General features: G+C 73.8%; 11 protein-coding genes. 2 read left to right on the plus strand and 9 right to left on the minus strand.

The genetic code is table 11. The annotated features are described in order from the left end of the window. The coding region (locus ACFXAZ_RS15360) for an aminotransferase class I/II-fold pyridoxal phosphate-dependent enzyme (RefSeq protein WP_384590086.1) at positions 1 to 891 on the minus strand (891 nt) is incomplete at its 3' end. Positions 892 to 1,061: 170 nt separating this feature from the next. Between ACFXAZ_RS15360 and hppD the strand changes: the two genes are divergently transcribed. Next, positions 1,062 to 2,162: a 4-hydroxyphenylpyruvate dioxygenase gene (gene hppD / locus ACFXAZ_RS15365; protein ID WP_384590089.1), complete on the plus strand. Its 1,101-nt coding sequence runs from the start codon at positions 1,062 to 1,064 to the stop codon at positions 2,160 to 2,162. A 91-nt stretch (positions 2,163 to 2,253) separates the two neighbouring features. Then, positions 2,254 to 3,321 carry an alpha-hydroxy acid oxidase gene (locus ACFXAZ_RS15370; RefSeq protein ID WP_384590118.1) on the plus strand — a complete coding sequence of 356 codons (1,068 nt, stop codon included), beginning with the start codon at positions 2,254 to 2,256 and terminating at the stop codon, positions 3,319 to 3,321. A gap of 117 nt (positions 3,322 to 3,438) precedes the next feature. Here the strand turns inward: ACFXAZ_RS15370 and ACFXAZ_RS15375 are convergent, their stop codons facing one another. From ACFXAZ_RS15375 to ACFXAZ_RS15410, 8 genes are all read right to left on the minus strand, one after another. Beyond that, positions 3,439 to 3,690 carry a ferredoxin gene (locus ACFXAZ_RS15375; protein ID WP_384590091.1) on the minus strand — a complete coding sequence of 84 codons (252 nt, stop codon included), beginning with the start codon at positions 3,688 to 3,690 and terminating at the stop codon, positions 3,439 to 3,441. An 8-nt stretch (positions 3,691 to 3,698) separates the two neighbouring features. Further along, on the minus strand, positions 3,699 to 4,970 hold the full coding sequence (locus ACFXAZ_RS15380) for a cytochrome P450 (protein ID WP_384590094.1): 1,272 nt from the start codon (positions 4,968 to 4,970) through the stop codon (positions 3,699 to 3,701). Between the two features lie 13 nt (positions 4,971 to 4,983). Beyond that, on the minus strand, positions 4,984 to 6,180 hold the full coding sequence (locus ACFXAZ_RS15385) for a cytochrome P450 (protein ID WP_384590097.1): 1,197 nt from the start codon (positions 6,178 to 6,180) through the stop codon (positions 4,984 to 4,986). A 72-nt stretch (positions 6,181 to 6,252) separates the two neighbouring features. Continuing rightward, the gene (locus tag ACFXAZ_RS15390; protein ID WP_384590100.1) at positions 6,253 to 7,746 is read right to left on the minus strand and encodes a tryptophan 7-halogenase; all 1,494 of its coding nucleotides are present in this window, start codon (positions 7,744 to 7,746) and stop codon (positions 6,253 to 6,255) included. Positions 7,747 to 7,810: 64 nt separating this feature from the next. Beyond that, complete coding sequence (locus ACFXAZ_RS15395) at positions 7,811 to 9,088, minus strand: cation:proton antiporter (protein WP_384590103.1); 1,278 nt, start codon at positions 9,086 to 9,088, stop codon at positions 7,811 to 7,813. A gap of 49 nt (positions 9,089 to 9,137) precedes the next feature. Beyond that, positions 9,138 to 9,359 (minus strand): MbtH family protein, encoded by a 222-nt coding sequence (locus ACFXAZ_RS15400; protein WP_384590106.1) that lies wholly within the window; start codon positions 9,357 to 9,359, stop codon positions 9,138 to 9,140. Between the two features lie 45 nt (positions 9,360 to 9,404). Beyond that, positions 9,405 to 16,073: an amino acid adenylation domain-containing protein gene (locus tag ACFXAZ_RS15405; protein WP_384590109.1), complete on the minus strand. Its 6,669-nt coding sequence runs from the start codon at positions 16,071 to 16,073 to the stop codon at positions 9,405 to 9,407. A gap of 37 nt (positions 16,074 to 16,110) precedes the next feature. Beyond that, entirely contained in the window at positions 16,111 to 23,814 is a 7,704-nt protein-coding gene (locus tag ACFXAZ_RS15410) for an amino acid adenylation domain-containing protein (RefSeq protein WP_384590112.1), read from the minus strand.

The following is a 23,814-nucleotide window of genomic DNA, read 5'->3' on the forward strand; positions in this document are numbered from 1 at the left end:
CATTTTGTTTTTGAACGCCCAGTGTCCGGCGGCGCGCCGCGCCCCCCCCGCCCGCGGCTCGTCGCCGCCGGCGCCCCCCCCGCGCCCCCCCCCCACCCCGCTCTTGGCGAAGGAGCCGAGGTAGACGACCCGGCCCTCGCGGTCCAGGGACTTCAGGGTGGGCGGGCGCCGCTCCGGGGTGCGGTGGAAGATCCCGTACGGGTTGTCCTCCAGGAGCAGCAGGCCCTCGGCCCCGGCGATCTCCAGCAGCCGGTGCCGGTCGGGGACGGTCATGCTGACGCCGACCGGGTTGGCGAAGTCCGGGGTGACATAGCAGGCGCGCACCCGGCGCCCGGCGGCCCGCGCGGCGTGCAGCAGGCGCACCAGCTCGTCCAGGTCGAGCCCCGCGTCGCCGGAGGGCACCGGCAGCACCGGCAGATCGGTGAGCAGGGCGGCGCCGGTGAGCCCGACGTAGGTGGGGGACGGGGCGAGCAGGGTGTCGCTGCCGTCGGCGCGCAGGGCGCGCAGCACCAGGAAGAGCGCCTCCTGGAAGCCGACGGTGACCACGATCGCGCGCGGGTCGGCCTCGATGCCCTCGTCGACGGCGAGGTTGCGGGCGATCAGCTCGGCGATGACGCCCTTGGTGTCGCCGTACTGGAGGAGGGTGCGGGAGACCTGCTGGCGGGTCATTCCCCGTACGTCGCGCAGATAGCCCGTGAACACCGCGAGGTATTCGGTGAGCTGATCGGTGTCGAAGAATCCCTCGTAGGGCCGGCCGGCCGCGAACGATATTGCTTCCGGATAGGCTCCGGCAATATTGTTCAGCAGGTTCATCGACTCCATGGACGCAGCGGTGAGCGAGGCGTGCAGCGGCTCCGAACTCAATTCCGCAAGATTTTCCCGGATCGGCATGGGGGCCAGTATCACGCACGGCGCAAGCTGCGACAATGCCTCTTCTTTGACACTTGGACAGAGCGCCTGACCAGTGCTTTTCGGCCCCGTACTTTGACAGTTCGGAATTTTTTAATCGAGTTGTACGGTGGTGCCGCAAATCCCGATCCTTCTACGACCCAGGGACCGTCATGAATGATCGAGCGAGCGGTAATCCGCCCATCAGTCACTACACGATCGACTACGTTGAGATGTATGTGGAGGACCTTGCGGCGGCGGCCCGGGTCTGGCAGGGCGCGTACGGTTTCTCGGTGGTCGGCGAGAGCCTGTCCGCCGACCACCGGGGGCTCGCGCTGCGGCACGGCGGGATCACCCTGGTCCTGACCACCCCGCTGAGCGACCGGCATCCGGCGTCGGCGTATCTGCCGGCCCACGGCGACGGGGTCGCGGACATCGCGCTGGGCACCAAGGACGCGGCGGCGGCGTTCGCGGCGGCGGTGTCGGGCGGGGCGCGGGCGCTGCGCGAGCCGCGGCGGCACGACGACGGGGCCGGGCCGCGGGCGAGCGCGCTCATCGGCGGGTTCGGGGACCTCGTGCACACGCTGGTGGAGCGGGGGCCGGACGACGCGGACGGGCTGCCGGCCGGGTTCACGCCGGTCGCGGGTGAACCGCCGTCCTGGGCCGGGGAGGTGGGGCTGCGGGAGATCGACCACTTCGCGGTGTGCCTGCCCGCGGGCGACCTCGGTCCGACCGTGCGGTTCTACCGCAACGCCCTCGGGTTCAGCGAGATCTTCGAGGAGCGGATCGTGGTGGGCACGCAGGCGATGGAGTCGAAGGTGGTGCAGAGCCCGAACGGGGCGGTGACCTTCACCCTGATCGAGCCGGACACCAAGGCCGAGCCGGGGCAGATCGACGACTTCCTGAAGAACCACGACGGGGCCGGCATCCAGCACATCGCCTACTCCAGCGACGACGCGCCGCGCACGGTCCGCGCGCTGGGCGAGCGCGGGGTGCGGTTCCTGAAGACCCCGGACGCCTACTACGACCTGCTCGACGGGCGGATCGAACTGGCGACGCACTCCATCGGCACGCTGCGCGAGACGCAGTTGCTCGCGGACGAGGACCACGGCGGGCAGCTGTTCCAGATCTTCACCGCCTCCACGCACCCCAAGCGCACCCTGTTCTTCGAGGTCATCGAGCGGCAGGGCGCGGGCACGTTCGGCAGCGCCAACATCAAGGCGCTGTACGAGGCGGTGGAGCTGGAGAAGTCCGGGCAGCATGGGCTTCGGTGACTCCGGGCGGGGTGCGGCGGCGCCCCTGTCCGGCTCTGTGTCCGGCTCTGCGTCCGGCGCCACGTCCAGCTCCGTGACGGGCCCGGTCGACATGGATGACGTCGAGCGGATCGCCGCCGCGGTGCTGCCGCGCGAGGTGTGGGACTTTCTCGCCGGGGGCAGCGGGCGGGAACGGTCGCTGGCCGCCAACCGGGCCGCGTTCGACCAGGTGTTCGTGCGGCCCCGGGTGCTGACCGATGTCTCCGGGTGCGCGCCGGACGCGACGCTGCTGGGGCGGGCGGTGCGGATGCCGGTGGCGGTCGGGCCGGTCGCGTACCACCGGCTGGTGCATCCCGACGGGGAGCTGGCGACCGCGCGGGCGGCGAAGGCGGCCGGGGTGCCGTTCACCGTGGCGACGCTGAGCAGTGTGCCGGTGGAGGAGGTCACGGCGGTCGGCGGCGCGGTGTGGTTCCAGCTGTACTGGCTGCGCGACACCGGGCGGACGCTGGAGCTGGTGCGGCGGGCGGAGGACGCCGGCTGCGAGGCGATCGTGCTGACGGTCGATGTGCCGTGGATGGGGCGGCGGTTGCGGGATGTCCGCAACGGGTTCGCGCTGCCGCCGGACGTGTTCGCCGTGCATCTGGGGGACGGGCCCTCGGCGGCCCACCGGGGCGGGGCGGGGGCGTCGGCGGTCGCCGCGCACACCGCGGAGCTGTTCTCCCGGTCGTTGAGCTGGGCGGACGTGGAGCGGCTGCGGGCGCACACACGGCTGCCGGTGGTCCTCAAGGGGGTGCTCGATCCCGAGGACGCGCGACGGGCGGTGGCGTACGGCGTCGACGCGCTGGTGGTCTCCAACCATGGGGGGCGTCAGCTCGACGGGGCGCTGACCGGCGTCGCCGCGCTGCCCGCCGTACGGGAGGCCGTGGGCGGCGCCTGCGAGGTACTGGTCGACGGGGGTGTGCGCGGGGGCACCGATGTGCTCAAGGCGCTGGCGCTCGGGGCGTCCGGTGTGCTCGTGGGGCGGGCGGCGATGTGGGGGCTGGCGGGGGGTGGGGAGGACGGGGTGCGGCAGGTGCTGTCGCTGCTCGCGGCGGAGTTGACGGATGCGTTGGGGTTGGCCGGGTGTGTCGGGGTCGCGGACGCCGGGCGGTTGGTGACGGTGTTCCCTGCGGGCGGCTGACCGTGTACGTGGGAGTGCCCGGCAGGTGGATTCTGCCGGGCACGTTGTGGTGTTTCGGGTGGGGTGGTTGTTCGGGTGCGGGTGGTGGGGGGTTGCTCGCGCAGTTCCCCGCGCCCCTTACGTCGGTCGGTTCAGTGCCTGTTGACGAGTCCCCTGGGGTGGCTGGTCCAAGGGGCTTTTCTCTTGGGTCGAGATGGCGTGGCCGGGGCAGCGCCAGATCACCGAGCGGATGGCTGCGGCCTGGGCCTCGGGTGGGGCGGTGGTGTTCACCACGCCCACGCCGTCGTCGTCCTGGTCGAAGACCTGGGGGGCGAACATGGCGCAGACGCCGCCGCTCACGCACTTGTCGCGGTCGATCCGGATCTCCATGGCTTGCCTCACCAGGAGACCGGCAGGCGGTGCACCCCGTGGGCGAGGGCACGGTTGTAGAAGCGCACCTCGTCCAGGGGCACGGCCAGCCGCAGGTCCGGGAAGCGCCGCCACAGCGCCTTGTAGGCGATGCGCAGTTCGGTGCGGGCCAGCGCGGCGCCCAGGCAGTGGTGGACGCCGTGGCCGAAGGCGACGTGGGCGACCGGTTCGCGGGCCAGGTCCAGGCGGTCCGCCCCGTCGGTGAGGGACGGGTCGCGGTTGGCCATCGTCAGGGAGCAGATCACCGTCTCGCCCGCCTTGATCAGCTGGTCGCCGACGCGCACGTCGTGGACGGCGGTGCGCGGGGTGGGCGCGTTGGCCACCGACATGTAGCGGATCAGCTCGTCCAGGGCGCGGTCGGAGGCGAGGCGCCCGCCGTCGCCGCGGCCCTTGCCCGGCGTACCCGGCGCGGCCTGTGTGTCGTTCGCGCCGAGGAGTTGCGGCAGCTGGTCCGGGTGCTCCAGCATCGCCAGGACGCCGAGGCCGATCATGCCCTCGATGTTGTCGATGCCGGCCAGGATCAGCAGCACGCACACGCCGCGCATCTCGTCGTCGGTGAAGTCGTCGCCGTGCTCGCGGATCAGGGCGCCGATGAACCCGTCGTCGGGGTCCTTGCGCTGCCGGGCCACCATGGAGACCAGGTAGCGGGAGAACGCGGCGCCGTCGGCCGCCCGCACCTTGCGGCTGCGGGAGAAGTCCAGGTGCCGGTGGCAGTGGCGGAGGAACTCGGGCCGGTCGTCGCGCGGCACACCGATCAGCTCGCACAGCACCTCGCCGGGCACGGGCTGCGCGTAGAGCCGCATCAGGTCGGCGCCGGGCCCGGCGGCCTCGACGGTGTCCAGGTGCTCCTCGATGATCGCCTCGATGTCCGGCTCCAGCCGGCGCAGCCGCCGGACGGTGAACTCGGGGGTCAGCATGGAGCGCAGCCTGGTGTGCTCGGGCGGGTCGTAGTCCATGAGGTGGCCGACCAGCTCCGGCGGGCGCCAGGTCGGGCCCTCGGCGCCCCAGCGGCGGCGGGTGGAGAAGTTGGTGTGGTCGCCGAGGATGCGGCGCACCTCGTCGTAGCCGGTGGCGAGCCAGACCCATTCGTCGGACTCGTTGGGGCCGATCGTGTATTTGCCGAGGGCAGGCGCGGCCCGCAGATCGGCGGCGGGGTCGTAGCGGGTGCGGCGGGTGTAGAGCAGCTCGGGGTACGCCTGGGAGCGCGGGGCTTCCTGTGCGGTCGGGGTCTGCTGCGACATGGGGCGGTTCCTCCTACCAGGCCACGGGCAATGTGTCCACGGAGTAGTTGCGAGAGGACGGCATCCGGAAGCGGATCTCCTCGTGCGGCACGGCGAGCCGCAGCTTCGGGAAGCGCCGCCACAACGCCAGGTAGGCGGAGCGCAGTTGCATCCGGGCCAGCGGGGCGCCGATGCAGTAGTGCACGCCGTGCCCGAACGCCATGTGCGGGGCGGGTTCGCGGGTGATGTCGAAGCCGTCCTTCGACGGGCCGCCCGGCGCGGCGGTCCGGTTCGCCGCGAAGGCGGAACACACGACCCGCTCCCCCTTCGGCACCACCTGCCCGCCGAGCGGCACGTCCGTGAGCGCCGTGCGCGGCGAGAGGGTCGGGATGACCGAGACGTAGCGGAGCAGTTCCTCCACCGCGCGGTCGATCAGCTCGGGACGGTCGAGCAGCAGGGCGAGCTGGTCGGGGTGTTCGAGGAGGACCAGGATGCCGAGCCCCAGCATGGCCGCGACGTTCTCGATGCCGGCGGAGGTCAGCGACGCGGCGAGGCCCTCCAGTTCCTCGTCGGTGATGTCGTCGCCGAACTCCCGCACCAGCATGCCCAGCAGATCGTCGCCGGGGTCGCGCCGCTCCCGGACGCTGAGCTGCTGGAAGTAGGCGCGGAAGGCCCGGCCCGCCGCCATCTGGCGGGCCCGGCCCCGGCCGTCGTCGCGGGTGATGTCGAGCTGACGGGACAGCTCCGCCCGGTCGTCCTGGGGCACGCCCAGCAGGTCGCAGGCGGTCTGGCCCGGGATCTGCCAGGCGAAGTGCTGCATCAGATCGGCGGGTGACCCCGTCTCCTCCATGGTGTCCAGGCACTCCTCCACCACGGCGTCGATCCGTGGCTGGAGCCGGCGCAGCCGCCGCATGGTGAACTCGGGGTTGAGCATCTTGCGCAGCCGGGTGTGGTCCGGCGGGTCGTAGTGCAGCAGGTTGCCGATGTTCTGGAGCCTGCGGGACTGGGCCTCGGTGTCGGCGGGCGGCAGCGTGGTGAACCGCTCCATGTCGCTGAGCACCTCCCGCGACTCCTCGATGCCGGTGACCAGCCAGCCGACGACCTGGCTGGAGGGCCCGGCGTGCAGTTCGGTACGGAGCACCGGGCACCGGGCGCGCAGCTCGGCCAGCTCCGGGACCGGGTCGAACCGGTCCCGGCGGTTGTACACGGGGACGTCCTTCGGCAACGCCATCGCCTTCTCTCTCCTCCCCTTCAGGTCCCTCTCAGGTCCCTCTCAGGTCCTTCGGATGCCGCTCAGGTCCCCTCAGCCGGTCTTGGCGGGCAGCCAGTACATACCGTCGGCGGAGGAGACGAGCCCGCCGGGGAACAGCGGCGCCTCGGGTTCGGCGTCCTCGCCGAGCAGCGCCCGCATCTGCACCTGGCCGGCCTCGTGCATGGCGTTGCGGACGACGGAGGAGCTGAACAGCGGCACCGAGCTGCCGTCGTCGTTGGCGGCGAACTTCTCCACGGCGGTGGCGAATTCCTCGGAGTTCTCCGCGAGCCGCTCACTGAGCGCCTCCGGGTTCATCAGGCCCTGCTCGCCGGAGGAGACACCGCCGATCAGCTCCACGAACGCCTGGAGCTCCGGCTCGGTGTTGGAGGTGACCTTCTTGGCCTGCCAGAAGTAGGAGTTCTCGTCGCGGTGCATCTCGTAGAAGGAGACGAGGAACTCGTAGAAGACGCCGTACTCGCGCCGGTAGCGGGCCTCGAACTCGTGCATCGCCGCGTCCTCCTCGACCTTGCCCTCCAGGACGCTGTTGAGGGAGCGGGCGGCGAGCAGCGAGCTGTAGGTGGCCAGGTGGACGCCGGAGGAGAAGACCGGGTCGACGAAGCAGGCGGCGTCGCCGATCAGCATCATGCCGGGCTTGGTGAAGGTGGTCTGGTGGTACGAGTAGTCCTTGCGGACCCGGATCTCGCCGTACTGGCCCTCGGTGACCCGGGTGGCGTCGGAGAGGAAGTCGGCGATCATCGGGCACTCGGCGATCAGTGCCTTCAGCGCCTTCTCGGGGTCGCCCTGGATCTTCTCGGCGAGATCGTGACGGACGACGGCGCCGACGCTGGTGAGGGTGTCGCTGAGCGGGATGTACCAGAACCAGCCGCTCTCGAAGGCGACGCACAGGATGTTGAAGCGGCTGGGCTCCGGCATCCGCTTGCCGTTCTCGAAGTAGCCGAAGAGGGCGAGGCTGCGGAAGAAGTCGGAGTACTCACGGGTGCCGCCGACCTTGTTGTAGAGGCGGCTCTTGTTGCCGGAGGCGTCCACCACGTACCGGGCGCGGATCTCACGCTCGACACCGTCGGGGTCGGTGTAGGCGATCCCGCGCACCCGCTCGTCGTCCTCGACGATCCCGCGCACCGAGCAGCCCTCGCGGACATCGGCGCCCTGCTTACGGGCGTTCTTCAGCAGGATGTCGTCGAACTTGGACCGCTCGACCTGGTACGCCACCGAGGTCGGGCCCGCCATCCGGGGCGAGACGGCGAACGCGAACGTCCAGGGCTCGGGCCGGGCGCCCCAGCGGAAGGTGCCGCCGCGCTTGAGCGGGAAGCCCGCCTTGGCGAGGTCCTCCGAGGCGCCGGAGAGCCGGCAGACGCCGTGGATGGTGGACGGCAGCAGCGATTCGCCGATCTGATAGCGCGGGAAGTTCTCCTTTTCGAGGACGACGACCCGGTGTCCTTGTTTGGCGACGAGTGCGGCGAGGGTGGAACCGGCGGGTCCGCCGCCGACGACGGCCACGTCGAATTCTTCGGTCAGTGCTGCCACAGCCAACTCCCTGTCCGTTTATGCGCCATCTGAAATTTCGGTGTTCACTTTGTTCGCTGCGTTCTTATTGAGCCTGGATTTTTCCGGCGGGCTGGTCAAGTCGTCCAATTTCCTTTTCTGGACGGTCCCTTCGCGCGATCAGGGTGAGCAGGGGCCCGGTCATGAAGGTGGTGATCAGGGCCATGAGGACCAGCACCGTGAAGAGCCCGGGGCCGATCACCCCGGCTTCCAGCGCCACATTGAGCACGATCAGTTCGGTGAGCCCCCGGGTGTTCACCAGCGCCGCGACCCGCGCCGACTGCTGGGTGCCGAGGCCGGTGAACCGGCAGGCCGCGTACGCCGGGCCGAGCTTGCCGACGACGGCGATGAACAGGATCAGCGCGAGCAGCACCAGGCCGTCGCCGTCGAGGGTGCCGATGTCGAACTTCAGCCCGGTGGTGACGAAGAACAACGGGAGCAGCAGCGCCGCGGTGTGCTCCATCGGCTGGAGCACCTCGGCGTCCGGGACCTCGTTGCGGCGCGGCATGACGAGACCGGCGAGGAACCCGCCGAACACCGGGTGCAGCCCCAGTTCGGAGGTCACCCAGGCGCTGCCCATCGCCAGCCCGAACGCCAGCGGCACCTGGCCGAGGAGCCGGGACTCCGAGCGCCGCAGCAGCCGGTCGAGGGCGGGGCGGACCAGCAGGAACATCACCGCGCTGAACAGCACGATCAGCACGAGCGAGGCCAGCCACGACGGCCCGTCCCCGTGTGCGGTGCCGGCGAACGCGGCGGCCAGCACCAGCCAGGCCACCACGTCCATCACCCCGGCCGCGGTGGTGGCGACCGTGCCGGTCGGGGTACCCGCCAGGCCCCGTTCGCGCACGATCGCCACCAGCACCGGCAGCGCGGTCACCGAGCAGGCCACCGCCATGAACAGCACGAACGTCCGCCCGCCCGCGTCCGGTTCGACGGCCGCGAACAGCCCGTCGAACAGGGTCACCGCGCCCGAGCTGAGCCCGGCCGGGACCAGCAGCGCCAGCGCCGCCACCGCGAGCACCGACCGGCCGCCGCCGCGCAGCTGCCGGTAGTTGATCTCGTATCCGGCGAGGAACATGAAGATCACGACGGCGACCTGGGAGAGCACCGTCAGGAACGGCAGCACCTCCGCCGGGAACAGGTCCTTCGTCGGATCGCCGGGCAGCCGGCCGAGCAGGGTGGGGCCGAGCGCGATCCCGGCCACGATCTGCCCGATCACGGTGGGCTGGCCCAGCCGCCGGGCCAGTGCGCCCATCAGCCAGGAGGCGACGACGATCAGCCCGACGTCCGCGATCACCAGGGCGGTCACCTGTTCGGTGTCCACGCTGTCCACACCTCTCTTTCCCTCATGTGCGTCCGGGTGGTGGCGGCCCTCAGACCGTGGCGGCGCCCTCGGTGCGCGCGATGAGGCTCTTGGGCCGCAGGTCGGTCCAGTGCCGCTCGACGTACTCCAGGCATTCGGCGCGGCTCGCCTCCCCGAAGGCCGTGGTCCAGCCCTGCGGGATCTCCGCGAAGACCGGCCAGAGCGAGTGCTGTCCCTCGTCGTTGACGAGCACCAGGAAAGTGCCGTTCTCGTTGTCGAAGGGGTTCGTCATGGTGTTACTCGCTTTCTTTTCCAAAGGGGTGCACGGACGCCGTGTTCAGGGGTTCCGGGGTGCCGCGGTGAGTTTCTCGGTGAGAATGCGGCCGACCGGCGGGAGATTTCCGGGGTGCAGCATCTTGTAGTGGTCGACCGGCACTTCATGGGCCTCGATGGCGCCGCCGGTGTACGGCTCCCAGCTGGCCCGCGCCTGGGGGGCGGGGAGTTCGGCCGGGCGGTCGTGCGCGGCGATGAACAGCAGGACGTCCCCGCTGAAGCGGCGCGGGTTGTGGCCGGGCGCGAACTGGGCCATGTTGCCCAGGACCTCCTGCATCCGCGACAGCACCCGGTCGCCGAGGTTGCCGCGCGCGTCGACGCCCGCGGAGACCTCGATCTCCTGCTCCATCAGCGTCGACGCCTGCTGCTCGCGGGAGAGCCCGCCGTCGCGGGAGACCGACTTCCCGGCGCCGCTGGGGTAGGCGTCGAGCAGGGCCAGGAGCGCGACCTCCTCGCCCAGTTCCTCCAGCCGGCAGGCGATGGCCTGCGCGATCATCCCGCCGAAGGACCAGCCGAGCAGGTGGTAGGGGCCGGTGGGCTGCACGGCACGGATCTCGTCGGCGTAGTCGGCCGCCATCTCCTCGATGCTGTGCGGCAGTTCCTCGGGCCCGGCGAGACCGCGCGCCTGCACGCCGTACACCGGGAGGTCGGCGGGCAGATACGGCACCAGGGCCGCGTAGGACCAGCTCAGGCCCATGCTCGGGTGCAGGCAGAACAGCGGCGGGCGGTCGCCCTCGGGTCGCAGGGGCAGCAGTACGCCCAGCTCGCTGCCGGCGCGGGCCGCCGGGCGGGAGCCCCGGGTCACCCGTCCTTCGCGCAGGGCCAGCACGCCGTCCCGGTCCCGGCGGGCGCGGCGGCCGGTCCGCAGCATCCGGCCGCCGGGCCGGTACGGGTCGGCGACGAACCGTTCGGCGGTCAGCGCGGGGCGCTGCGCGTAGCCGCGGGCGAGGGCGCCGCCCGCCACGTACAGATCGCCCTCGGTCCCTGCGGGGACCGGCCGCAGCCGCTCGTCCAGAACGTAGGCGAGGGTGTGCGGGAGCGGGTGCCCGGCCGGGAGCCCGCTGGCGGGCGGGTGCGTGCCGGGCGCCAGCCGCGCCTCCAGCCAGCCACCGCCGGTCTCCGCGAGCGAGTGCCCGGTCACCCGGGTGGTCCCGGCGGGAATCCGGTGCGGCTGCTCGTCGACGACCAGGATCTCCTCGTACGACGCCGCCCGCGCGCCCTGTTCGGCGAGCAGGGCACCGGTGGTGACGAGGAGGGCGGGGCCTCCGGGGAGGGGGGTGTGGGGGGCGGTGCCGCCGGGGGCGGGGGTGCCGGACGGGGAGACATCCGGCCCGGGGGCGCCCGGCCCGGAGACACCGGACGGGGAGACTCCCGGCGCGGAAACACCGGACGCGGAGACAGCCGCCCCGGAGACGCCCGGCGTAGAGGCGCCCGGCCCAAAGACACCGAAGCGCACCGTGCCTCCGACGCTCAGGGCCGCGAGCAGCGGGACGACGAGGGACTCGGCCGGGACGCGCGGGTCCAGCAGGATCTGCCCGGAGACGGGCGAGGTGTCCGCGCGGTGGACGACCCGGGCGGCGAGGGTGCGGTGCTCGATCACCGCGTAGGCGCCGTCGCGGGCGGGGAGGAGCAGGGCGGGGTGGGCGGGGAGCGGGGGGCGCGGGTCGCCGTTCGTGGGGTTGTCAGTGCCGGTGCCAGCGTCTGTGCCAGTGCCAGTGCCTGTGCCTGTGCCTGTGCCTGTGCCAACGTCCACGCCAGTGCTGGTGCCGGTGCCAGCGCCGGTACCCGTGCCCGTACTGGTCTCGGTACCCGTGCCGCTGAGCGGTACCGACGGAATCTCGGGCCAGGTCGACGAGGGGCCCCCCGCGGTGACTACGGCGGCCGGGGTGGTCTCCCCCGCCGGGCCCGTCAGCCAGGCGGCCCCCGCCTTCAGTACCGCCAGCACCGCGCGGGTCAGGGCGGTGCCCGTGGGCAGGTCGACGGCGACCGCGTCCTCGGGGCCGATGCCCCGTGCGGCGAGGCGGCGGGCCAGCGCCGACGCCTCCGCGTCCAGTTCGGCGTACGTCAGGGACGCGTCGTCGTCCGTCACCGCGAGCGCGTCCGGCGCGGTGGCCGCGCGGGCGGCCAGGGTCTCGACCACGGTCGCGGCGGGCCCGGCGGCGTCGGCGGCCGACTCCGGCACCGGGCGGCGTTCGGTGTCGTCGAGCAGGATGTCGACCTCCGTGACCCGCAGCGCGGGGTCGGCGGCGACCTGCTCCAGGACCCGGACCAGCCGAGCCGCGAGGGTGGTGGCCGTGGCCTGGTCGAAGAGGTCGGTGGCGTAGCGCAGGGCGCCGGTCAGACCGCCTGGGGCACCCTCGAAGTCCTCCGTCTCGTCCAGGTGGAGGGACAGGTCGAACTCCGTCGCGTCGGTGCCCAGGTCGACGGGGCTGGAGTTCAGGCCGGGCAACTGCCAGGCGTCCCACGGGTCCTCGCCCTCGTCTCGGACGTCCAGGGCGACCTGGAAGACGGGGTGGCGGTCGGGGGTGGGCGGCAGTTCCAGGGCCTCCAGGAGCCGGGCGAAGGGCACGTCCTGGTGGCGGCGCGCCTCACGGCCCGCCTCGTGCGTGCGGGCCAGCAGTTCGCTGAAGGCGGGGTCGCCGGAGAGGTCGGTGCGCAGGGCGAGGGGGCGGTCGAAGGCGCCGATCAGACCCTCCAGCTCCACCTCGTCGTCGCTGCGCGGCAGCACCGTCCCGACGGTGACGTCATCGGCGGCGCCGAGCCTGCCGAGCAGCAGGGCGAGGGCGGCCTGGACGACGGTGAAGGTACCGGCGCCGGACGGTTCGGCCGCCGCCCTGAGCCGGGCATGGGCCTCGGCGCCGAGCCGTACGGGCACGGACGCGGCCCGTCGGGTGGGCAGCGCGGGGCGGGCCCGGTCGGTGGGCAGGTCGAGGGTGTCCGGGGCGCCTTCCAGGGCGCCGCGCCAGAACTGGATCTCGTCCCAGGCGAGGGTCTCCCGGTCCTGCTCCCCGGCCAGCAGCTCGCGCTCCCACCGGGCGTAGTCGGCGAACTGGAGCGGCAGCGGGGCCCGTTCGGGGGCGCGGCCCCGGCGCCGGGCGCCGTACGCGGCGGCGAGGTCGCGCATCAGGACGCCCGTGGACTGTCCGTCGGCCGCGATGTGGTGCACCAGCAGATGCAGCACATGGTCGGTGTCCGAGAGGGCGAACAGGGTGTGGGTCCAGGGCACTTCGCGGGTGAGGTCGAAGGTGTGGGCGCCCGCCTCGGCCAGCAGCGCGGGGAGGTCGTCCTCGCGGGCCCCGGTGAGCCGCAGGTCGGGCCGGGCGTCCTCGGGGGCGCGGACGTGCTGACGCACCGAGCGGCCGGTGCCGGGGAACGTGGTGCGCAGGATCTCGTGGCGGGCGGCGAGATCACCGAGGGCCGCCGCCAGCGCGTCCCGGTCCAGGGCGCCACGTATCCGCAGGGCGGCGGCGTGGTGCGCGGGCGCCGCCTCCTCGCCGTCGGTGAGCCGGTCCAGGAGCCAGGTGCGCAGTTGCCCGGCGGTGACGGGCAGCGCCTCCGGAGCGTCCTCGATCCGGCGCAGCACGGGCCGGACCTTCGCGGCCAGGGCGCGGGCCACGCCGGCCGGGGTGGGCGCGGAGAACAGCCGCCGGATGGGCAGATCGACGCCGAGATCCTCCTTGATCCGGCGGGCGAGCCGCATGCCGAGGCCGGAGTCGCCGCCGAGTTCGAAGAAGTTGTCCTCGGCGCCGACCTCGTCCAGCGCGAGCACCTCGGCGAACAGGGCGCACATCTGCTGTTCGGTCTCGCTCTGCGGGGCGCGGCCGGTGACCCGGGAGTCGAAGTCGGGGGCGGGCAGCGCCTTGCGGTCGACCTTGCCGTTGGCGGTGACGGGCAGCGACACCATCGCCATCACCATCGCCGGGACCAGGTACTCCGGCAGCACCCGGGCGAGCTGCTCGCGCAGTTGCTCGGGGTCGACGTCGGGTCCCTCGGCGACGACATAGCCGATCAGCCGCTTCTCGCCGGGCCCGTCGTCGCGGGCGGCGACCACGGCCTGCCGTACGCCGGGCCGGGCGGCCAGCGCCGCCTCCACCTCGCCCAGTTCGACGCGGAAGCCCCGGATCTTGACCTGGGCGTCGGCGCGCCCGACGAAGAGCAGTTGACCGGCGTCGTTCCAGCGCACCAGGTCCCCGGTGCGGTACATGCGCCGCCCGGCCGTGTGGGGGTCGGCGACGAACCGTTCGGCGGTGAGGGCGGCCCGCCCGGCGTACCCGTGGGCGACGCCCTCGCCGGCCAGGTACAGCTCGCCGGGCACGCCGGCCGGTACCGGCTGGAGGAAGGCGTCCAGGACGTAGGCCCGGCGTCCGGCGAGCGGCCGTCCGATGGGCAGCACCTCGGTGTCCGGGCCTGCCAGGTGCCAGGTGCCGCACAGGGTCGTCTCGGTGGGCCCGTACAGATGCCGGACCCGTAGCCGGGGGTGGGCGTCGCGCACCCGCCGTACGGCCTGCGGGGGTACGACGTCGCCGCCGGTCAGCACCTCGCGCAGCCCGGCGAAGCACTCCGGTGCCTCCTCGGCGAGCACCCGGAAGGTACCGGCGGTCAGGTGCAGCACGGTCACCCCGGCGGCCACCTCGTCGCGGATCCGCAGCGCGTCCACCACGCCCGGCTCGGCGACCACCACGCGGGCCCCGGACACCAGCGGCACCCAGATCTCGAACAGGGAGGCGTCGAAGGCGTGCGGGGCGTGCAGCAGCACCGCGTCATCGGCGCGCAGGGCCCAGCCCGGGTCCCCGGCGAGGGCCGCGACCGCCCGGTGCGGCACGGCCACGCCCTTGGGGGTGCCGGTGGAGCCGGAGGTGTACATGACGTAGGCGAGGTCGTCGCCGGACAGCGAAAGTGGCGGCAGCTCACCCGCGTCCCCGGCCAGCTCCTCCAGCACGAGCGGCGCGACCGGCGTGTCCTCGGGCACGGCCCCGCGCGTCGAGCCGGTGCACAGCACGGCGGCGGGCGCGCTGTCCTTGAGCAGGAACGTGATCCGCTCGGCCGGATAGCCCACGTCCACCGGTACGTACGCGGCGCCCGCCCGCCAGCTGCCGAGCAGCGCGGTCAGCAGGTCGGCGGAGCGGTCCATGAGCACGGCGACCCGGTCACCGCGCCGCACGCCCCGCCGCACCAGGTGGGCCGCCAGTTCATCGGCGCGCGCGTCCAGTTCGGCGTACGTCAGGCTCCGCTTGCCGTCGACGACGGCGACCGCCTCGGGCGTACGGGCCGCCTGCGCGGCGAACAGCTCGGGCACCGAGGTGCCCACGGCCGCCTTGCCCCCGATGCTCCACTCCCTGAGCACCCGCTCCCGCTCGGGCCCGCCGACGGCGGCGAGCCGCCCGATGGGTACGGCCGGGTCGGCGACGAGCTGTTCCAGTACCCCGATCAGCCGGTCCAGGACGGCCTCGGCGGTGGCGCGGTCGAAGAGTTCCAGCTGGTGGTCCAGTTTGACGTGGAGCCGGTCGTCGCCGGGGGCGACGACCAGGGTGAACGGGTAGTGGGCGGTGTCGCGGGAGAGCTTGGCCGGGCGCATGGACAGGCCCCGGGAGCCGGGTTCGCCGGGCGCGTGGGGGAAGTTCTCGTAGACGACGAGGGTGTCGAAGGCGGCGCCGGGTCCGCCGAGGCGCTGTACCTCGGGCAGGCCCAGGTGCTGGTGGGCCATCAGCCCGGCCTGGCGTTCCTGGAGGTCGGTGAGGAGTTCGACGGCGGGCCGGGCGCCGTCCAGCGGCACCCGTACCGGCAGGGTGTTGATGAGCAGGCCCACCATCGACTCGACGCCGGGCAGTTCGGCGGGGCGCCCGGAGACGGTGGCGCCGAACACCACGTCGGTACGGCCGGCGAGCTGCCCCAGGACCACCGCCCAGGCGCCCTGGACCACGGTGTTGAGGGTGAGCCCGTGTCCACGGGCGAGGGAGACGAGGCCCGCCGTCAGCTCCGCGGAGAGATCGGTGAGGACGAACCCGGAGTCGGGCAGCCGGGTGAGGTCGGCGGGCGCGACCAGCGTCGGCTCGTCGAGCCCGGCCAGTTCGGCCCGCCACACGTCCCGGGCCCGCTGTTTGTCCTGCCGGTTCAGCCAGGCCAGATAGTCGCGGTAGGAGGCGGTGGCGGGCAGCCCGGAGGTGTCGCCGCCGGACGCGTACAGGGCGGACAGCTCGCTCATCACGACCGGCATCGACCAGCCGTCCATCAGCACGTGATGGCTGGTGACGACCATCCAGTGCCGGTCCTCGGCCAGTTTCACCAGGGCGATCCGCAGCAGCGGGGCCGCCGCGAGGCCGAAGCGCCGGGCCAGTTCCTCGGCGGCCACCCGGTCGGCGGCGGCCCTCGCCCCCTCCGCCGGCAGCGCGCTGACGTCCTCCGCCCGCCACGGCAGGGTCACTTCACGGGCGATGACCTGGACCATCTGGGCGCCGCTGACATGCCGGAAGCAGGCGCGCAGGGCCGCGTGCCGGGCCACCAGCGCCTCCCAGGCGGCGCGCAGCCGGTCGCCGTCCACCGGCCCGTCGAGCGCGAGGACGGCCTGGACGGTGTAGACGTCGGGGCCGCCGCTGTCGTCCAGGGCGGCGTGGAAGAGCAGCCCTTCCTGGAGCGGGGACAGCGGCCACACGTCTTCGACAAGGGATCGGGGCATCGGGTGACTCCTCACAGCGGCTTGCGGTCGGGTGTGGTCACTGGTCGTCGGCGAGTCCTGCCTCCAACTCCTCGATCTGGCTCTGGGCGAGATCCAGGAGGGAGAAGTCGGAGGGGGTGTGGCCGCCGGCGGCGGGGTCGTCCGTGTGGGCGGCGAGGCCGCCGAGCAGTTCGTGCCAGACCCGGCCGAGCCGTTCGAGCCCGGCGGGGGCGAACGCGGCGTCCGTGCCGCGCAGTTCGAGGACCAGTTCCGGTCCGTGCGGGGTGTCGCGCAGTGCGGCGTCCGCGGTGAGGGCGTGCGCCGGGGGCCGGGTGGCGGCGGGGCGGGCGAGGGGCCGCCAGGGGGCGCGGTCGGCGGTGACCTGCCCGTGGTAGGCGAAGGCGAGCCGGGATCCGCTCTCCCCTGCCCCCTCCCGGGCCTGCTCCTTGACCGCCTTCAGCAGTTCCCCGGCGTCCGCGCCACCGGCCCGCGCGGCGGCGAGATCGAGATCCGGCAGGTCGACCCGTACGGGGAGGTGGTGGGCGAAGCGGCCGACGGTACGGGACGGATCGATCCCGTCGGACGCCTCCCGCCCGGCGACCGCCAGATCCAGCGGCACCCCCGCGCCGGTACCGGTGTCGGCCAGCGCGCCCACCAGCGCGGCCAGCACCACTTCGGCGGGCTCGCAGTGGAAGGTGGCCGGGGTGCGGTCGGTGAGTACGGCGGTGACCTGGGGCGGGAGGGTCCAGGAGCGGTGCGTGCGGGGTCCGTCGACGGGCGCGGGGGGCGCGGGCGCATGGACCGGGGCCGTCTCCTGGGCGGACGTCCCCCCGGAGGGCTCCCCGCCCGACGTCTCCTGGACGGACCGCCGGGCCCAGTGCCGGTACGACGTCCCCGGCCGCTCCGGCGCCGGATCCTCCCCGGCGGTCACGGCCTCGTACGCCGCCCGCAGGTCGGCGGCGAGGATCCGCCACGACTCGGCGTCCACCACCAGTTCATGGACGACCAGGAGGAGCCGGCTGTCGGCGCCCGCGTCCACCCGGACCAGCCGGAGGAGTTCACCGGCGGCGGCGTCGAGCCGGTCGGCGGCCTCCTGGGCGAGGGTCTGGTCGGAGATCTCGCCGGGCAGCGCATCGGGCGCGATCCACTCGATCAGGGTCGCCGCGTCCGGCGTCCCCGCCTCGCCGACGACCAGGTCCTCCCCGATCCGGCAGCGCAGCATCGCGTGCGTGTCGAGCACGGCCCGCAGCGCCCGGGTGAGGGCGTCGGGGTCGAGGTCGGCGGGTGCGGCGAGCGCCACCCACTGGGCGGGTACGGCACCGTCGGCCCGTACCGCCCGCATGGGCGCGGTCCACGGGATGTCTCCCGTCGCCGCTTCCTCGGCCGCCGCCGCTTCGGCGAGGAGGGCGAGCCGTTCGGGGGTCTTCTCCACGAAGACCTGGCGGGGGGTGAGGACGACGCCCTCGCGGCGGGCGCGGGAGGCGAGCTGCATGGAGGTGATGGAGTCGCCGCCGAGCGCGAAGAAGCTGTCGTCGGCGCCGACCCGCTCCAGGCCGAGCACCTCCGCGAAGAGCCGGCACAGCAGTTCCTCGGCGGGGGTACGGGGGTCGCGTCCGCCCGCGCGGCCCGCGAAGTCGGGTGCGGGCAGGGCGCGCCGGTCGAGTTTGCCGTTGGGGGTGAGCGGCAGCCGGTCCATGGGGACGAAGGCGGTCGGGACCATGTGGGCGGGCAGCCGCTGTTCGACGTAGGCGCGGAGGTCGGCCAGCAGGACACCGGTGCCGCGCCCGGCGGCGGGGTCGTTGGTCCAGGCCGCGGGGGGCAGGGCGGCGGGCGTGTAGAGGTCCACCACGGCGGCGCTCGCGGCGAGTTCCGCCCGGACGAGGACGGCGTCCACGGCGTCGGGTTCACTGGTGGACCAGGTGACGCCCACCCAGTAGCCGAGCCGGTCGCCGAGGGCGTACAGCTCCTCGATGTCCCAGGCGGCCTCCGGGGGCCCGGCGGGGCGCCGGCCCTCGTCCAGGGCGCGGGCGAGGGCGACCTCGTGGGCCACGCGGGAGTTGGGCACGCCGGTCAGCCGGAGCCGGTCGGGGCGTACGGACTCCAGGTGGCGGGCGAGCCAGGGCAGATCGCCGTCGGTCTCGGCCCAGGGCAGGCGGGGCGCGTCGGCGACGGAGAGGGTGGGGCCGCCGGGGGCGCGCAGGACGACGTCGTAGCGGTGGCGGCTGAGTTCGTTGTGGTGGCGGGCGCGTTTGACGCGGATGTCGGTGCCCGCCGTGCCGGGCAGGGCGGCGAAGAACTCGGGGTCGACCAGGAGTTCCTTCTCGATGGTGAGGTTCTGTTCGACGGCCCGGCGCAGGGCGGGGATGTCCTGGTCGGGGGCGCGGGTGCTCTCCACGGCGGTGGCGAAGGGCCGTAGCAGCCGGTGGTTGCGGACATCGCCGACGAACACCGCGCCGCCGGGCACCACCAGGCGCAGGGCCCAGTCGAGCACGCCGCGCAAGTAGTCGGCGTCGGGGAAGTACTGGGCCACGGAGTTGAGGACGACGGTGTCGAAGTGGCCCTCGGGCAGCCCGTCGGTCTCGTCGGCGGCCTGCACGCGCAGCTGGACCTTGGCGGCCAGCTCAGGATGGCCTTCGAGCTGGCGGCGCAGTTCCGCCACGACGGGCGCGGAGAAGTCCGTACCCCAGTATGCGTCGCAGTCGGGGGCCAGTCGGGACAGCAGGAGTCCGGTGCCGACGCCGATCTCCAGGATGCGGCGGGGGCGCAGTTCCTGGATGCGGGCGACGGTCCGCTCCCGCCACTCGCGCATCTCGGTGAGCGGGATGGGTTCGCCGTCGTAGCTGCTGTTCCAGCCGGCGAAGTTCTCGCCGAACGCGGCGTCGGTGGGCTCGGCGTGCACGGTGTCGTAGAGCACCTGCCACTCGCCGACCTGGTCGCGGGCGATCCGCTCGTCCCGGCCCCGGTCGGTGGCGTCGGGCACGACGTAGCCGATCAGCCGGCGCTCGCCGGGGGTGTCCTCGCGGGCGACGACCGCCGCCTGGGCGACGCCCGGGTGGGCGGCGAGCAGGGCCTCGATCTCGCCGGGCTCGATACGGTGGCCGCGCACCTTGACCTGGGCGTCGGCGCGTCCGTCGAACACCAGCAGCCCGTCCGCCGTCCAGTGGGCGAGGTCGCCCGTGCGGTACATCCGCTCGCCCGTGGCGAACGGGTCGGGCACGAACCGGGTGGCGGTCAGCGCCGTACGTCCGAGGTAGCCGCGCGCGAGTCCGGCGCCCGCGACATACAGCTCCCCGGTGATGCCGGGCGGGACGGGCCGCAGGAAGGCGTCCAGGACGTAGGTGCGGCCGTTGGCGATGGGCCGGCCGATCGGGACGATGTCCGCGCCGGGGGCCAGCGGCGGGCTCATGGAGGCGCAGACGGTGGTCTCGGTCGGGCCGTACGCGTTGATCATCCGGCGGGTGCCGGACCAGCGGTCGGCCAGCGCGGGCGGGCACGCCTCACCGGCGACGACCAGGGTGCGCAGCCGGTCGGGGAGTTCGTCGGCGGTGGCCAGCGCGCTCGGTGGGACGGTGACATGGGTGATGTCCCAGTGGCGCAGCGCCTCGTCCAGCGACACCTGCGGGGGCAGGGTCTCGGCGGGCGCGAGGATCGCGGCGGCCCCGGACAGCAGCGCCATCAGCAGCTCGGACACGGCCGCGTCGAAGCCGAGCGAGGCCAGTTGCAGGACGCGCGCGTCCGGTCCGACGGCGAACCGCTCGATCTGCGCGGCGGCCAGATTGCCGAGCCCGGCGTGCGGGACGACGACGCCCTTGGGGGTGCCGGTGGAGCCGGAGGTGTAGATGACGTAGGCGGCCTGCGCGGCCGGGACGGTGGGCGGCTCCAGCGGCTGCGCGGGAAGGGTCGCTTCGTTCAGTTCGTCGTCCAGGACGACGATCCGGCCCGGGAAGTCTTCGGGCACGGCGGCCCGGGTCTGTGTGGTGCACAGGAGTACGGCGGGCCGCGCGTCGCCGGTCAGATACGCGATCCGCTCGGCGGGGTACGCGGGGTCGACGGGTACGAAGGTGCCGCCCGCCTTCGTGACGGCGAGCAGCGCGACGACCAGTTCGACGGAGCGCGGCACCAGCAGGGCGACCCGGGTTTCGGCGGCCACCCCGAGGTCGCGCAGATACCGGGCCAGCCGCCCGGACTCCCGCTCCAGCTCGGCGTAGCTCACCTCCCGGTCGGCGCCGACCAGCGCGGTGTCAGTGGGCGTGCGGGCCGCCTGGGCGGCGAACAGCTCGGGCAGCGCGGGCCGGTCGCGGTCCGAGGTGCCGCTATCGCTGCCTGTGCCTATGTCCGTGCCTGTGTCGTTCCACGTGTCCAGCACCAGCGTCCGGTCCGCGGCGCCGGTCACCTCCAGGCGGCCGGCCGGGACCGACGGGTCGGCGACCAGCTGTTCCAGGACCCGGACGAGGGAGGCGAGGAGTTCATCGGCCTCGGCGCGGGTGAACGCGTCGGGCCGGTAGACGAGGTCCCCGCGGATCCGCTCGTCCTCCAGGACGGCGACCAGGGTCAGCGGGTAGTGGCCCGCGTCCTCGGGTGTCCCGGCGGGCCGGATGGACAGCGTGTCGGGGTCGTCGGTGGCGCCCAGCGGGGGGCGCGGATAGTTCTCGTAGACCACGAGGGTGTCGAAGGTGGCGGCCGGACCGGCGAGGCGCTGGATCTCGGTGAGTCCCAGGTGCTGGTGGGACATCAGGGCGACCTGCCGTTCCTGGAGGTCGGTGAGCAGCTCCAGCATCGGCCGGGCGCCGTCCAGGCCGACCCGCACGGGCAGGGTGTTGATGAACAGCCCGATCATCGACTCGACGCCGGGCAGCTCGGTGGGCCGCCCGGCGACGGTCGTGCCGAACACGACGTCGGTGCGGCCGGTCAGCCGGGCCAGCAGCACCGCCCATACGCCCTGGAGGAGGGTGTTGAGGGTCAGGCTCCGGCCGCGCCCGAGGGCGACCAGTCGGCGGCCCAGTTCCGCGTCCAGTTCGTAGGTGATCCGCTGCGGTTCGGCGGGGTCGGTGACCCGGTCGGCGGGGACCACCAGCGTCGGCTCGTCCACGGGGGCCAGTTCGGCCCGCCAGGCGGCGCGCGCGGCCTCCTTGTCCTGCCGGGCCAGCCACTCCAGGTAGGCGCGGTAGGAGGTGGCGGGCGGCAGGGCACGGGGGTTGCCGCCCGCCTCGTACAGCCGGGCGACCTCGCTGACCAGGACCGGCAGCGACCAGCCGTCGGAGGCGATGTGGTGGCTGGTGAAGGCCAGCCGGTGGCGCCGCTCGGCGATCTTGACCAGCAGCACCCGCAGCAGCGGGGCGGCGGTGATGTCGAAGCGGTGTTCCTGGTCCTCGGCGGCCAGCCGCCCGAACGCGGCGAGCGCGTCGGCCTCGGGCAGGTGCGACACGTCGTCGGAGCGCCACGGGATCGTCACCTCGCGGGCGACGGTCTGCACGAACCGCCCCGACTCCAGCTCCCGGAACCCGGCCCGCAGGGTGGCGTGCCGGGTCACGACCGCCTGCCAGGCGGCCCGCAGCCGCGCCACGTCCAGCGGCCCGGTCAGCTCCAGCCAGCGCTGCCCCTCGTAGACATCGGGCCCCTGCTCGTCGTAGGCGGCGTGGAAGAGCAGCCCTTCCTGGAGCGGGGACAGCGGCCATACGTCGGCCAGCGCGGGGACGGCCGTCTCGATCTCGGCGACCTCGGCGCGGGTGAGGTCGAGGAGGGTGAAGTCGGAGGGCGTGTGACCGCCCGCCGTGGGCTGGGCGGCGTGGGCGGCGAGGCCGTGCAGCATCGCGAGCCAGGCCCGCCCCAGGGCCTCGGCGCGGTCGCCGTCGAGCACCTCACCGGCCCAGCTCAGGGTCAGCGTCAGCTCGGGCCCGTCGGGGGTGTCCCGGACGGTCGCGCCCGCCTCGACGACATGCTTCACGGGCGTGGCGGGGTCGACTGAGCCGCCGATGCCGGTCGTGGGCTGCCAGGGTCCGGCGCCGGACGTGCCGGGCGCGGCGGACCGGCCGAGGTAGTTGAACCCGATCTGCGGGACGGGGAGCCGGGCCAGTTCGGGCGCGGTGTCCGGGTTGAGATACCGCAGCAGTTCGAAGCCGAGGCCGTCGCCGGGCAGGGAACGGGCCTGTTCCTTCACTGCCTTGAGCAGTTCACCGGCGGCCGGGCCGCCGGCCAGGGCCTCGGTGAGGTCGACGCCCGCCGGGTCGAGGCGGACGGGCTTGACGCCGGTGAACCAGCCGACCGTACGGGAGAGGTCCACCCCGTCCAGGGCCTCACGGCCATGTCCCTCGATGTCGAGCAGCACGGCCGTGCCCCGGCCGTCCCGCCAGTGGGCGACGCCCCCGGCGAGGGTGGCGAGCAGCACCTCGTGAACGCCGCAGTGGAAGGCGCTCGGGGCGCGGTTGACCAGGTCCCGGGCCTGCGCGGGCGGCAGGGTCCAGGTCGCCCGCCGGACCGTCCCGGCGGTGTCCCGGGCAGGGTCCAGCGCCCGGGACCCGATCCGCTCTTCGCCACCGCCACCGCCACCGCCACCGCCGTCGCCGCCGCCGTCGCCGCCGAGCAGCGCGGTCCAGGCGGGCAGTTCGGCGGTACGGGTCTCGGCGCGCGCCTCGGCGGCGAGCTTGCCGGCCCAGTTCCGGAAGGTGATCGCCGGGGGCGTGAGCGCGGGCTCCCGCCCGGCGGCCACGGCCTCGCAGGCGGCGCGCAGATCGCCCAGCAGCACCGGCCAGGACACGGCGTCGACGGCGAGATGATGCACCGCCAGCACCAGCCGCCCGTCCGCCTGCCCCGCGTCGAGCCAGACGGCCTGCACGACGACACCGGAGGCGGGGTCGAGCCTGGACACGGCGTCGCGGGCGACGCGGGTGGCTCGGGCGTCCAGGTCGGTGGGGGCGGCGAGGGCCTCGGGCGTGTCGCCCTGCTCAGGTGTCTCGGCGCCGGGCCCCCGCTCCCCGCCCACCGCGACCCGCCGCACCAGCTGCGCCGCGTCCCCGCTCCCCCGGCCCGCCACGAACAGCCTCGGCTCCCGACCCGGTTCGACGCGGGACCGGAGCATGTCGTGGGTGTCGAGTACGGCGCGCAGGGCACCGGTCAGGGTGTCCTCGCCGAGCCCGGCCGGGACCGCGACGACCGCCCACTGGGCGAGCCCCCCGGTCTCCACCGCCCTCGGGGCCCGCTCGCGCAGGGCTCGCATCACCGGCGTCCACGGCACCTCGCCCCCGGTGTCGGCCTCCGGCGCCCCCGAGGTGGCGGTGTCGTCCGCGAGGCGGGCGACGGCGGCGATGGCGGCCGGGGTCTCGTGCTCGAAGACGTCCTGCGCGCTGAAGACGATCCCCTTGCGGTTGCCGCGCGCCGCGAGCTGCATCGACATGATCGAGTCGCCGCCCAGCTCGAAGAAGCTGTCCTCGACGCCGACCTGTTCCAGCCCGAGCACGTCGGCGAACAGTTCGCAGACCAGCTTCTCGGCGGCGGTGCGCGGCTCCCGGTTCGTGGCGGCCGTGAACTCGGGGGCGGGCAGGGCCCTGTGGTCGACCTTGCCGTTGACGGTGAGCGGGAGCGCGTCGAGGACGACGACGGCGGCCGGGACCATGTAGTCCGGGAGCCGTTCGGCCAGCCGCGCGCGCAGCGCCTCGCCGTCCGGGCCGGTTCCGTCCGGGACGACGTACCCGATCAGGCGCTTCTCGCCGGGCCGGTCCTCACGGACGGCCACGACCGCCTGACCGACGCCGGGCAGGTCCGCCAG

The organism is Streptomyces sp. NPDC059477, assembly GCF_042749375.1.
GTDB lineage: Bacteria > Actinomycetota > Actinomycetes > Streptomycetales > Streptomycetaceae > Streptomyces.

Coding starts and splice junctions, on each gene's coding strand:
- ACFXAZ_RS15370 (WP_384590118.1), top strand. CDS start 2,254: ATGGATGACGTCGAGCGGATCGCCGCCGCGGTGCTGCCGCGCGAGGTG.
- ACFXAZ_RS15375 (WP_384590091.1), bottom strand. CDS start 3,690: ATGGAGATCCGGATCGACCGCGACAAGTGCGTGAGCGGCGGCGTCTGC.
- ACFXAZ_RS15405 (WP_384590109.1), bottom strand. CDS start 16,073: ATGCCCCGATCCCTTGTCGAAGACGTGTGGCCGCTGTCCCCGCTCCAG.
- ACFXAZ_RS15385 (WP_384590097.1), bottom strand. CDS start 6,180: ATGGCGTTGCCGAAGGACGTCCCCGTGTACAACCGCCGGGACCGGTTC.
- ACFXAZ_RS15400 (WP_384590106.1), bottom strand. CDS start 9,359: ATGACGAACCCCTTCGACAACGAGAACGGCACTTTCCTGGTGCTCGTC.
- ACFXAZ_RS15380 (WP_384590094.1), bottom strand. CDS start 4,970: ATGTCGCAGCAGACCCCGACCGCACAGGAAGCCCCGCGCTCCCAGGCG.
- hppD (WP_384590089.1), top strand. CDS start 1,062: ATGAATGATCGAGCGAGCGGTAATCCGCCCATCAGTCACTACACGATC.